Annotated in this window: 13 protein-coding genes; 6 read left to right on the top strand and 7 right to left on the bottom strand. The window is 53.9% G+C overall.

The window, feature by feature from the left end:
* The coding region (locus tag F7C11_RS01170) for a hypothetical protein (protein WP_297090128.1) at positions 1-212 on the bottom strand (212 nt) is incomplete at its 3' end.
* Between the two features lie 127 nt (positions 213-339).
* On the opposite strand from F7C11_RS01170, the gene F7C11_RS01165 reads away from it, so the two are divergent.
* Together F7C11_RS01165 and F7C11_RS01160 are read left to right on the top strand one after the other, a co-directional pair.
* Positions 340-2,298 (top strand): alpha-amylase/4-alpha-glucanotransferase domain-containing protein, encoded by a 1,959-nt coding sequence (locus F7C11_RS01165; RefSeq protein ID WP_297090134.1) that lies wholly within the window; start codon positions 340-342, stop codon positions 2,296-2,298.
* 73 nt (positions 2,299-2,371) lie between these two features.
* Positions 2,372-2,872: a hypothetical protein gene (locus F7C11_RS01160; RefSeq protein WP_297090126.1), complete on the top strand. Its 501-nt coding sequence runs from the start codon at positions 2,372-2,374 to the stop codon at positions 2,870-2,872.
* Here the strand turns inward: F7C11_RS01160 and F7C11_RS01155 are convergent.
* From F7C11_RS01155 to F7C11_RS01135, 5 genes are all read right to left on the bottom strand, one after another.
* Positions 2,862-3,518 (bottom strand): DUF257 family protein, encoded by a 657-nt coding sequence (locus F7C11_RS01155; protein ID WP_297090124.1) that lies wholly within the window; start codon positions 3,516-3,518, stop codon positions 2,862-2,864. The two genes, F7C11_RS01160 and F7C11_RS01155, sit on opposite strands and share 11 nt — an antisense overlap.
* Before the next feature lie 58 nt (positions 3,519-3,576).
* Positions 3,577-4,503 (bottom strand): TIGR00269 family protein, encoded by a 927-nt coding sequence (locus F7C11_RS01150; protein ID WP_297090132.1) that lies wholly within the window; start codon positions 4,501-4,503, stop codon positions 3,577-3,579.
* A 64-nt stretch (positions 4,504-4,567) separates the two neighbouring features.
* Positions 4,568-5,179, bottom strand: coding sequence for a DUF257 family protein (locus F7C11_RS01145; RefSeq protein ID WP_297090123.1), 612 nt, complete (start codon positions 5,177-5,179; stop codon positions 4,568-4,570).
* Entirely contained in the window at positions 5,169-5,774 is a 606-nt protein-coding gene (locus tag F7C11_RS01140; protein ID WP_297090121.1) for a DUF257 family protein, read from the bottom strand. The genes F7C11_RS01145 and F7C11_RS01140 overlap by 11 nt, the downstream gene beginning before the upstream one ends.
* A gap of 103 nt (positions 5,775-5,877) precedes the next feature.
* Positions 5,878-7,329, bottom strand: coding sequence for an NAD(P)/FAD-dependent oxidoreductase (locus F7C11_RS01135; RefSeq protein ID WP_297090119.1), 1,452 nt, complete (start codon positions 7,327-7,329; stop codon positions 5,878-5,880).
* Between the two features lie 138 nt (positions 7,330-7,467).
* On the opposite strand from F7C11_RS01135, the gene F7C11_RS01130 reads away from it, so the two are divergent.
* The 4 genes from F7C11_RS01130 (at position 7,468) to hisS (ending at position 11,295) form a co-directional block, all read left to right on the top strand.
* Positions 7,468-8,031, top strand: coding sequence for an HPP family protein (locus tag F7C11_RS01130; RefSeq protein WP_297090117.1), 564 nt, complete (start codon positions 7,468-7,470; stop codon positions 8,029-8,031).
* A 21-nt stretch (positions 8,032-8,052) separates the two neighbouring features.
* On the top strand, positions 8,053-9,195 hold the full coding sequence (locus F7C11_RS01125; protein WP_297090115.1) for a cation:proton antiporter: 1,143 nt from the start codon (positions 8,053-8,055) through the stop codon (positions 9,193-9,195).
* 101 nt (positions 9,196-9,296) lie between these two features.
* On the top strand, positions 9,297-9,911 hold the full coding sequence (locus F7C11_RS01120; RefSeq protein ID WP_297090113.1) for a MarC family protein: 615 nt from the start codon (positions 9,297-9,299) through the stop codon (positions 9,909-9,911).
* 70 nt (positions 9,912-9,981) lie between these two features.
* Positions 9,982-11,295: a histidine--tRNA ligase gene (gene hisS, locus F7C11_RS01115; protein WP_297090130.1), complete on the top strand. Its 1,314-nt coding sequence runs from the start codon at positions 9,982-9,984 to the stop codon at positions 11,293-11,295.
* Between the two features lie 120 nt (positions 11,296-11,415).
* Here hisS and F7C11_RS01110 read toward each other — a convergent pair whose 3' ends face one another.
* Positions 11,416-11,544 (bottom strand): hypothetical protein, encoded by a 129-nt coding sequence (locus F7C11_RS01110; RefSeq protein ID WP_297090111.1) that lies wholly within the window; start codon positions 11,542-11,544, stop codon positions 11,416-11,418.
* Positions 11,545-11,723: the final 179 nt, after the last annotated feature.

The raw sequence follows: 11,723 nt of genomic DNA, 5'->3' as shown, positions 1-11,723 counted from the left end.
AGGTACTGATCGTCCCACGAGACGTAAAGCCTGTCAAGATTAGCTCCGGCCTGCCCGTTGTCTTGTCCTACCGCTATCAAATCCGAGGCAGTCCAGTCGCTTAGGCTTCCGTCTATGATCTTGGTTCCATAGAGGGCACTTGCAAACCTGCCAAAAGGCACCAGGCTGAGAACAAGGATGGCTATCAATACAAACGTCGTGGTTTTCCTCACACCACACACCTCCGATGGTGTATAGTCCCCAAGGGTGTACGGTAGTCACCGTTAGTGAATATTTGGAGAAAAAGGTTTATATGCTTTTCTTTCCATATCACTGGTAGTGATAACAGGGGTGGTTGCCATGGTGAACTTCATATTCGGGATCCATAACCATCAGCCTCTCGGTAACTTCGGTTGGGTCTTGGAGAGTGCCTACGAGCGCTCCTACAGGCCGTTCATGGAGACACTTGAAGACTACCCGAACATGAAGGTCGCGGTTCACATAAGCGGTCCCCTCCTTGAGTGGCTGGAGGAAAACCGGCCGGAGTATATTGACCTTCTCCGTTCCCTTGTCCGGAAGGGGCAGCTTGAGATAGTCGTCGCCGGCTTTTACGAGCCCGTTCTGGCGGCGATCCCTAAGGAAGATCGGATAGAGCAGATAAAACTTCTAAAGGATTTTGCCAAGAAGCTCGGCTACGAGGCCAAGGGCGTCTGGCTGACCGAGCGCGTGTGGCAGCCCGAGCTGGTCAAGAGCCTCCGCCAGGCTGGTATAGAGTACGTTATCGTTGACGATTATCACTTCATGAGCGCGGGCTTGGCCAAGGAGAAGCTCTTCTGGCCGTACTATACTGAGGATGGCGGGGAGGTAATAGCGGTTTTTCCGATAGACGAGAAGCTGCGCTACCTCATACCATTCCGCCCTGTTGAGAAAACGGTGGAGTACCTCCACTCCCTCGACGACGGCGACGAGAGCAAGGTTGCTGTTTTCCACGACGACGGCGAGAAGTTCGGTGTCTGGCCGGGAACCCACGAGTGGGTATATGAAAAAGGGTGGCTCAGGAAGTTCTTTGACAGAATTTCAAGTGATGAGAGGATAAATCTAACCCTCTACTCCGAGTATCTTTCGAGATTTAAGCCGAAGGGCATAGTGTATCTTCCGATAGCTTCCTACTTCGAGATGAGTGAGTGGTCACTGCCCGCGGAGCAGGCGAAACTCTTCGTCGAATTCGTGGAGACACTGAAGCAGCATGGAAAGTTTGAGAAATACCGGGTCTTCGTCCGCGGCGGAATCTGGAAGAACTTCTTCTTCAAGTACCCGGAGAGCAACTACATGCACAAGAGAATGCTCATGGTGAGCAAGCTGGTGAGGGAAAACCCCGAGGCTAGGCACTTCCTTCTTAAGGCCCAGTGCAACGATGCCTACTGGCACGGCGTCTTCGGGGGTGTCTATCTCCCCCACCTCAGGAAGGCCGTCTGGGAGAACCTCATCCGGGCGAACAGCTACGTGAAGATTGGAACCCTCGTGAGGGACATAGACTTCGACGGACATGACGAGGTCTTTCTGGAGAACGGGCGATTTTATGCGGTGTTTAAGCCCTCCTACGGTGGAGCACTCTTCGAGCTGAGTTCAAAGAAGAAGGCGGTCAACTACAACAACGTTCTCGCGAGGCGGTGGGAACACTATCACGAGGTTCCCGAGGCGGCCACCCCGGATGAGGGCGGTGACGAGGGAGTTGCAAGCATACACGAGCTGGGCAAGAAGATTCCCGACGAGATAAGGCGTGAACTGGCCTACGACAGCTATCTAAGGGCGCTCCTTCAGGACCACTTCCTCGACCCGGAGACGGATATAGACGAGTACCGCCTTGCGAGATACCTGGAGCTCGGTGACTTCGTGAAGGGAGCGTACGATTACAGAACCTTCGATGGGGGCGTCACCCTCTGGCGCGAGGGAACCGTCTCTGGAAGGGCTGCACGGGTTGAAAAGTCATTCCATCTGGGAGAGGAGGGCTTTAGCGTTGACTACGTGGTAAAGAGTGATGCCAAGACCATGTTCGGAGTCGAGATCAACTTGGCCGTCCACAGCGTCATGGAGAGGCCCGAGGAGTTCGAGACGAAAAGCTTTGAGGTAAACGATCCCTACGGCATCGGAAAGGTGGAGATAGAACTTGACAGGGAGGCGAGGGTCTGGAAGTACCCGATAAAGACCCTCAGCCAGAGCGAAGCCGGATGGGATTTCATCCAGCAGGGCGTCAGCTATACCCTGCTGTTCCCTGTGGACGGGAATTTGAGATTCAGGATTAGGTTCAGGGAGCTCTGAATTTTTAACTTCTCATTTTCAACAATTTCCAAAATATTTTTAAGGCCACTTTTCTACTCCAAATGGTGATATCATGATAGAGGATGCCGCGAGGAACGCCGTCATAGGCCAGGTGGTTCTGATATTGGCCGGGCTCGCTGGGGGCTTCCTGGGTTTTCTGGTCTCGCTGTTTGGGTTTGGGGCGTATGCCCTCGGGATGAACGGCTTTGCGGAGGTCTTCGGGGAGAACAGAATATTCAGGTTCGTCGTGTTTGCCGTCGTGACGTCGCTGGTCGCCGCAGTGGTTCTCCTGGCGGGCTCCTTCAGGGCGGGCATGGTTCTCTTCGCGGTGGCGTATCTTTTCGAGATACTTGCCAACTACTACCTGTACCGCGCCTCGGGCGTTCCCCCGGTGATATGGGGATACGTCCTTATCCTGCTTGGGCTCCCGCTTCTCATAGTCTACATCGGAGCACTCCTCATCATCGCGGGCAGGGTCATGGTCATATACGGCTACTATTCGATTCCGGAGATGTACAGAATAAGAAGAAAAGCAAGGCAGCATATGCAGGCCAGCGATTCCATTACACCCTGACGGTCATTCCCTCCAGCCTGCGGTTCACAGATTTGACCACGTGGAATTCGGTGATCTTGTCTTTCTTTGATACCCTTATCACAGTGGTCGCGATGTCCTCCAGGAGGTTTATGACGGACTGTTTGCTGGGGTCTATGATGCTGGTCTTCACCAGGTGAATCCCCAGCCGTCTCTCATCCCCGACGTATTTGGACATCAGTCTGATTATGGCCTGGACGTTCTTTGATGAGAACTCGGAGGCTATGAAGAGCTTCTCCAGCCCGAGGACGATAGTCAGTATAGGTTCATCTGAGGTTAGGGCCTTTTCGTAGGCTTCCTTGAACTTCTTTATCAGAATCGCGGGCTCGGAGACTTCCTCAACGGTTCCAACAACCCGTCCCGTCCGGATCTTGCCTCCGATTTTGATGGCAGCCACCCTGTCGAATATTTCCGTGTTTATGCCCGTGAGCCTTGCTTTGGCCTTTATGAGGTGGAAGGAGTCGAAGACATCTACCACGATGATTTTATACCCCTTGGACTCTCCCCAGGTGAGAAGCTGGTACAGTCCGAAGTACTGGTCCCTGCTGTCGGTTCGTTCTATGACGACAAGCTCCCCCATTTTTAGGGACTCCCAGAGACTCGTTATGAGGGTATCTGCCACGTCCATACACATTCCCTCCGAACGTTACTGCATTCACTGGTGCACTATTGTACTTAGTGAACCCTTAAATACCTTCCCTTGTCCCCAGATTGAAGCTCAGGGGCTCCTCCCTGCGCCAGAACCTGCAGAACGAGCAGACCTCCCCGCTCGACGGCATTCCGCAAACTTTGCACTCCCTCAGCTCCGTTTCCTGGAGCTCCACCTCGAACAGGTGCTTCTTCCTCAGGTAGCCCTTCACGAAGTTGATTTTGGTTCCCGGCCTCTTCTCCTCCATCTCGTTGAGTATGCCCTTGTACTCTATGGTCGTAGCTCCAACCGCGTGGGGACATTCCTCGATGTGGTACTCTATGCCGTTCGCCAGGGCGTAGGCGACCACCTCCCTCTCGGTCAGCTCGTAAAGCGGCTTTATCTTCTTCACGAGCTTTCCGTTGAACTGTTCCGGAGTTATCGGCCCCTGTTTTGCCAGGTACTGCGTGTTCCAGTTCATCAGGTTGGCGAATATGAAGCTCGCCTCGTCGTCGAGGTTGTGGCCCGTCGCCACCGCGTCGAAGCCGTTGTCGTAGGCGAACTTGTTGAAGATGTAGCGCTTGGTTAGGCCGCAGTAGGAGCATGTGGGCCGTCTCGTCCTCACTTCGCCGATTCCATGGTCCAAAAGCTCCTTAACCCTGACGATGTGGAGGGGAACCCCCAGAGCTTCGCACTGCTTCTTTGCATATTCCTCGCTCTTCTCGGAGTACTCGCCTATCCCCAGGTTGATGTGGAGGCACTCGATGTCGTAGCCGAGCTTCTTGAGGACGTGGGCTGTAACGGCCGAGTCCTTTCCCCCGCTCACCACGACCAGAATCCTCTCGCCCGGTCTGATCAGCTTGTAGCGTTCTATCGTCCTCTTCACCTTCCTCTCGAAGTACTCGGTGAAGTGCTCGGGGCAGAGATAGGTTCTCGGGTAGTGGAGCTTGATGAAGGCCGGTCTCTCGCAGAACTTGCACCTCATTGGCATTTCATCTCACCGAAAATAGAGGAGGTGGTGGCCTTTTAATTTTAATCCCTAAACGCGGTCATATTTCCAGGCTCATGCCCTCCTCTTCCAGATGGGGGGACTTGGCTATTAGAACCCTCCCATCATTTTTGACGATGAGGACGCGTGTAAACGCCTCCTCAAGAAGGGCCAGATACATGCCCTCGACCATCTCTCGGTTGACAAAATAGAAAGTTATTCTTTTGGAGTTTCCGACGAAAGCCGAGGCGAGATTGGATAGGGCAAGTATAAAACGCCTATTGTTGTTTTGGAGTGGTATCAGTCTTTCGGGGTTCAGTATCACCGTAACAGTCTCCGGGTTTTTCGAGTAACGCTCCCGCAACTTCTGGGTAAACCTGCTTAGAAATATTCCGGGATCCTTGTGTGGGTCTACTTCGAGTATTACCCTCCCCCATTGGGAAGTTCCCCCGGCTCTTATCCTGGCGATGTTGTCCGGAACGGAGGTTCCGGAGATGCTGAGCCACCTCAGGATTGGCATGAGGGAGTCTATTATGTCGATTACCAGCATGTTGTTCCAGCCGTAGTTTGTCCCTATGAGGTGGAAGATAACCGGATGTTTTGAGAGTGATGTATGCTCTATGAGGACGCTTTCTCCAGGTTTTATGGTTCCGAGGTACTCCTCAAATCTCATCCTCGCTCACCTCCGGGAATTTCAGCAGTTCCACCCTTCTTCCAGAAACCCGGAGGACATAGTCTGAGTCCTGTTCAAGCCCCTTCCTGAGGTACTCGGAAGCTATACTGGTGTTCAGGAACAGGAAGTTCATCTTACATCTGATCGGGAGGTATCTCCGGGTTACGGTTTCAAAGTACCTTTCGAGCTTTGGAGGGTCGTCGAGAAAAGTAAATGAGAACTTCTCCATCCCAAGGACTATTGTGTGATTTCTGCTCTTTTCGGGGACGTTCTTCGCCAGCCGTCCGTAGGATGCCAGATGGTGTTCAAAGTCCTCTATGACGTCCACCAAGCCGAGTACGTTTCCTATCCTTATTGTCCCCTTCTCCTTTATCACTGGCACGTCATCAAGTTTAAGGCTCAAACCTGCAAACCTGAGGTTCTGAGTGAAGATGTGAAGGGTGTCCCATATGTCGACTATCAGTGGGGTTACTCCCACTTCTCTCCATCCCGTTAGTATCTCGTAGAATATCCTCTCGGGATGGTCCGTTGAGCGGTACTCTACCAGGGCAATGCCGTCCTTCTTCCGCAAGAGTCGTTGAATTATCTCGCTCATGCCAAACCACTTATACCAACATCCGCGCCGGATCTAAATATACCTTGTGGGTACAAACGGTGCCCGAGCAGAGGGATAAGAATCCCAAAAGAAAAGGTAACCGTTAGTCTGTGGACTCTACTCGTTTCTTCCAGTTTCCCGGCTTTCTGAAGTCCTTCTCGGTGTAAAGGCCATCCTTCTTCAGTATCCCCCTCGCCGCCAGGATTCCAGTCGCGGCGGCGTTCACTATGTCCCTGCTCAGCCCGGCGCCGTCGCCGGCGGCAAAGATTCCCTCGATGCTCGTCTCAAGGTTTTCATCAACCTCAACCTTCATGGCGTAGTACTTGATCTCCGGCGCGTAGAGCAGGGTGTGGTCGCTTGCAACTCCGGGGAGAACGCGGTCGAGCTTTTCAAGGCCCTCCAGGATGTTGGTAACGACGCGGTGGGGCAGAGCCATCGCTATATCTCCGGGGGTGACGTGCTTTAAGGTTGGTTCAACGTCGCTCCTCCTTATGCGGCCCCACGTGCTCCTCCTTCCCCGCCTTAAATCACCGAGCCTCTGGAGTATGGGTTTTCCTCCACCTATGGTGGTTGCCAGCCGGGCTATGCTCCTGCCGTAGGCGGTCGTGTCTTCAACCGGCTCGGTCAGCTCAATCCTGCTCAGGAAGGCGAAGTTCGTGTTGTTGCTCTTCTTCCCGTGCATTGAGTGGCCGTTGACGCCAACGTAGCCGTCGTAGCGCTCCTCGACGACGAAGCCGCTCGGGTTGGTACAGAAGGTTCTGACAAAATCGTCGTAGGTGTCGGTGTAGATGTGGAACTTGGGGTCGTGGTTTATGCTCGTTATTGGCTCCATGATTATCGCGGGCACTTCAACCCTCACACCGACGTCGATTGGCCCGTGTCTGGCCTTGAGGCCCATCCTCTGCGCCACCTCATGGAACCACTCGGCCCCTCCCCTGCCCGGGGCGGCGATGATGTAGCGGGCCTTTATTTCGAAGACGTCCTTTCCGCGCTTTGCCCTTACCAAGCCCCGGCCGAACTCAAGCGCCTTCGTCCAGAGGAAGAACTCAACGCCTTTGCCTTCGAGGTGCCTCTTGATGTCGGCTATGACCTCGGGGGTTCTGTCCGAGCCTATGTGCCTCTGGATTATCGGGATGAACTTTACCCCCGCCTGGGCGGCCCTCTGCTCCCAGTACCTGACCTGTTCGGGGTTGCCCTTGAAGAGGTTCTTCGGCGCTCTGTGCCTGAGGAAGATCCTGTCCACCTCCCAGACGAGCTGCCAGGCGTAGTTCTCGTCGCCGGTGAGCTCGCTCAGGTCGCCGCCGATGTCCGGGCGGAGGTTTATCGTCCCGTCGCTCAGTCCTCCGGCACCGCCGACGCCGCTCATTATGTGGCAAGGCTGGCAGCCTATGCAGTAGCCGAGATCGTACATCGGGCAGATCCTCTGGTCAATGTCTCCGCCTTCGTCGATTATCAAAATCTTAAAATCGCCCCTTTCCGCCAGCTCGTAGGCCGCAAAAAGTCCAGCCGGGCCGGCGCCTATTATGACGACATCGTAGGTTTTCCCAGAAACCATATTTCCCTTGCCGGGGTTTATGGGTAATCCCTTAAAAACTTTTTGGCAAGTTTTTGGTTAATCTGCTTTTATTATGTCCAACTTTTTAACAATAATATGGTAACAACCTCCCGAAACCTTTAAACAGAATTGGGAACTATGGTTCTCAGTGGGAGCATGCCGGGGGAGAAATCCAAAAACGCCAAGGCGAAGAAGATAAAGATAATCCACAGCAAGAGGAGGCTTCTCCAGCTTAAGAGAAAGGAGGAGCTAAGTCACAACATCAGATACGTTTCCAGGGTTCCTGTGAGGCTGGTCATGGACAGGGACTACCTCGTCGTTCACCCTCACGACTCATTGGTAACTCTCATCGAGAGGATGGGGGAGGAAGAAAGCTCCGCCATCGTCGTTGATTCCAAGGGAAAGCTGGTCGGGTTTGTCACGATGAAGGACATACTCCATCTCTTTGACGTTCCTCGAAGACACTCGATAGTGGGTTTTGGCCTGCTGAAGAGGTACTCGGTCACGAGGGCGACGCGGGTTGAGGACATAATGGTCACCAAGCCCATAACCGTTGGGATTGACGATGACCTTGGACATGCGATAAGGATAATGCTCGAGAGCGGGAAGCACCACCTTCCCGTTGTCGATGATGACAACAGAGTCCATGGCCTTCTTGAAGTGAAGGACATAATCCGTCTGATACGCCTTGTCTCCCTATAACAACCAAACTCGGGTGTTAGAATGGACGTCTTCCTCGAGCTGGCGGTAATCCTGGTAACTGCTAAGCTGATGGGCTATGTGAGCAGTAAGCTCGGCTTTCCCGCAGCTTTGGGTCAGATAATAGGAGGGATAATCCTCGGTCCCTCTCTCCTTGATTTTGTCACGTACGGGGAAGGTGTTCGGCTCATCTCTGAGCTGGGCGTCATAATGCTGCTATTTTTGGCGGGCCTTGAAACCGATATGGAAGAGTTCAAGCGCGTCGGTCTTCCGGCCTTTCTCATAGCCTCCCTCGGGGTTGCGGTCCCGTTCATATTCGGCTACGCCGTTGCCCTTAGATGGGGATATCAAAGTATGGAGGCCCTTTTCCTCGGTGGTGTTATGACGGCCACGAGCGTCAGCTTAACGGCGAGCGTTCTCATGGAGATGAAGCGCCTCAGAACCCGTGTGGGTGCGGCCATCTTAGCCGCCGCCGTCGTGGACGACGTTCTGGGCATAATAATCCTTACAATTCTCGTGGCCATGAACACCAAGGGAACGGTTTACGTAGAGGACATAGCCGTTCTCCTCGTTGAAATCTCCGCTTTCTTCCTTCTCAGCTACCTTATCGGTAGGGGAATCGTCAAGAGGGTTCTCAAAGGTTCTCACAGGATCAATCTTCCGGAGACCGTAACGACGGTCTCGATAGTGGTCATGCTGATCTTCGCCTACCTTGCGGAGTACTTCCAGATAGCTGCCATAACAGGTGCTTACCTGGCCGGGATACTCGTCGCGGGGAGCGATGACGCTAGAAAGATAACCGACAAGATCATCACCCTCGGCTACGCTTTCTTCATTCCTGTCTTTCTGGTCGGCGTTGGAGCCGAAACCGATGCCCACGTGGTTCTTGCGGCGGGAACATTTGCCCTGCTTTACTCTACCCTTGCCATTGTGGGTAAGGTCATCGGTTGTGGCGTTGGGGGTCTCCTCTCAAAGTTTAGCCCCGTGGAGTCCCTTCAGATAGGCGTTGGAATGATTCCGAGAATGGAGGTTGGCCTGATAATGGCCAATATCGGTCTTTCCGAGGGAATACTCACGAACGAGAGCTTTTCCATAGCCATTGCGATGGTCATGGCGACGACGCTCGTGACGCCGCCGCTCCTCAAGCTCGCATTCTCGAAGAGATAGCTCAGCCAACCGGGTACTCATCACATCTCAGTCAGTGCCGGTCTCGTCATCACGTACATAGTTGGGCATAGCTTTATAAAACCCTCGCCGCATTGGTGGACATGAGCGAGTGGCTTTCGATACTCAGTTCGGCGCTCTTCATGCTGATCATGATAGACCCGAGCGACAAGATACTCCTGGTCAGCTTGCTGAGGGAGGACTTCCACATAGAGGACATAAGAACCCTCATCGTCAGGGCGAACCTGATAGGCTTTCTCCTCCTGTTCCTCTTCGCCGTTTCCGGGCAGATAATCCTCCAGCAGATATTCCATATCGACATCAACGCCCTCCGCGTGGCGGGCGGCTTCGTGCTCTTCAAGATAGGCCTTGAGGCCCTTGAGAGCGGTGGTATGATGACCCTCAAGAAGGAGAAGAACATACTTGCTCTGGCCGCGGTTCCTGTTGCGACGCCGCTGATAGCTGGGCCGGCTGCGATAACAACGGCGATAACCCTGACGGCCGAGAGGGGCATTAGCCATGCTACCGCCGCTATATTCATTGCAATCCTGCTAACGGCGCTCACGATGTTCGTGACCCTCTACGTAATCAAGAACGTCAGTAAAACGACCCTTGGAGTGTTCATCAGGATAATCGGTATGTTCACGATGGCGATTGGGGCGCAGATGATGGTGCAGGGCGTCGTCGGAATTTACCTGCTCATGACGTCGGCCGCTTAGCAGAATGTCAAAAACTCTTGGGCTAAACTTTTAACCCCCTCTGCTTTTTCCAGGAAAAGGAGGGTTGAAGATGAAAGTTAGGCTTGAAAAGGTTAAGGGAACGCGAGATTTGCTCCCCGAGGAAATGGCCAAGAGGAGATGGGTATTTGAGAGAATACGCGAGGTGTTTGAGAGATACAACTTTCATGAGGTGCTCACGCCGACCTTTGAATACACCACGCTCTTCCAGCTGAGGAGCGGCGAGGAAGTGGTGGAACAGCTCTACGCCTTCGATGATAAGGGAGGCAGGAACATCTCACTTCGTCCGGACATGACGTCGAGCGTTGCCAGGCTTTACGTCAACTCCTTCCAGAACGCGCCCAAGCCGATAAAGTGGTACTATATAGCGAACATGTTCCGGTATGAGGAGCCGCAGAGCGGCCGCTATAGGGAGTTCTGGCAGGCAGGGGTGGAGCTCCTCGGAAGCGACAGGGTGGAGGCCGATGCAGAGGTCATAGCCCTCTTCGTTGAGAGCTACCTCTCGACCGGCCTTGAGGACTTCACGGTCAACATCGGGGACAGGGTTCTTCTCGACGAGTTCGCCAGGATGCTCGGCGTTGAGGACGACGTTGGGCTCATGAGGCTTATAGACAAGAAGGACAAGATGAGCCGTGAGGACTTCATCGCCGCCCTGGGAGATTTTGGGCTTGACGAAGAGGGAATCGGGAAGGTTCTCTCACTGATCGAGATCAAGGGGAAGCCGGACGAGGTTCTCCCGAAGGCCGAGGAGCTCTTTACGAGCGAAGCGGCAAAGGAGGAAATAAAAAGGCTCTACGAGCTGGTTGACCTTCTCGGGGCGTACGGCGTTAGGGAGAAGATCCTCATAGACCTGGGCATTGCGAGGGGCTTCGACTACTACACGAGCATAGTCTTTGAGGCCATAGCGCCCAACGACCTGGGAATCGGCTCGATCGGTGGCGGTGGGAGGTACGACAACCTCATAGAGGTCTTTGGGGGCAAGCCAACTCCCGCGACCGGCTTCGCCATAGGCATCGAGAGGCTGATTCCAATCCTTGAGTGGAAGGGCCTCATCCCGGAGCCGAAGCTTAAGCCTGATGTCTACGTGATCCCGATCGGGAAGGACGCCGAGATTAGGAAGGTCACGGTTGAGATAACGAGTGCCCTCAGAGGGGCCGGTATCAAGGCGGACTACGAACTCACCGGAAGGAAGATAGGTAAGGCGCTCGACTACGCCGGAAGGCTCGGCGTTCCCTACGTCGTCCTCGTCGGAAAGAGGGACCTCTCCGAGGGCAAAGTAACGATAAGGGACATGGAGAGCGGCGAACAGAGGGCAGTGGAGAAGGGCAAGGTTGTGGAGGTTCTCGGGGAGATGCTGGGGGCTTGAGGGATTTTTGCTTTTTCCTTTGGTCGTGCGTTTCGATTTTCAGCTCCGATCTTCATCCCTTGTTCCGGCGCTTGGGTACACAAAATTGAAAGATACGTTGTTGAATGACGGGAGAGAGGTTCATGCCTGTTTCTTTGTCTCAACCCTGAACTCCCCGGCCTTCCTCTTCATCCTCCAGGCCTCGAAGCGCCTCACAAAGGGGCATCTGGAGCGCCACCGGTGGTAGGCTCTTTTTAGTGACTCAAACATCTCTGGCACCGGGGTAGTATCTGACCCATTAGCTTAAATGGTTAGCGGATGAAGAAATATTGAAAAGAATCCCGAGGTACTCAATGCCACGTCACGACCCTGTGGGTCACCCTGCCAGCCAGCGCGTCCTTCAGTGCGGTCTCCATTATCTCTAAGCCCCTCTCTGCCAGCTCCTCGGT

Origin of the sequence: Thermococcus sp., assembly GCF_015521605.1 — an archaeon.
Lineage (GTDB): Archaea > Methanobacteriota_B > Thermococci > Thermococcales > Thermococcaceae > Thermococcus.
The sequence above is the reverse complement of the archived record's forward strand: the minus strand, read 5'-3'. Positions and strand labels throughout refer to the sequence as shown.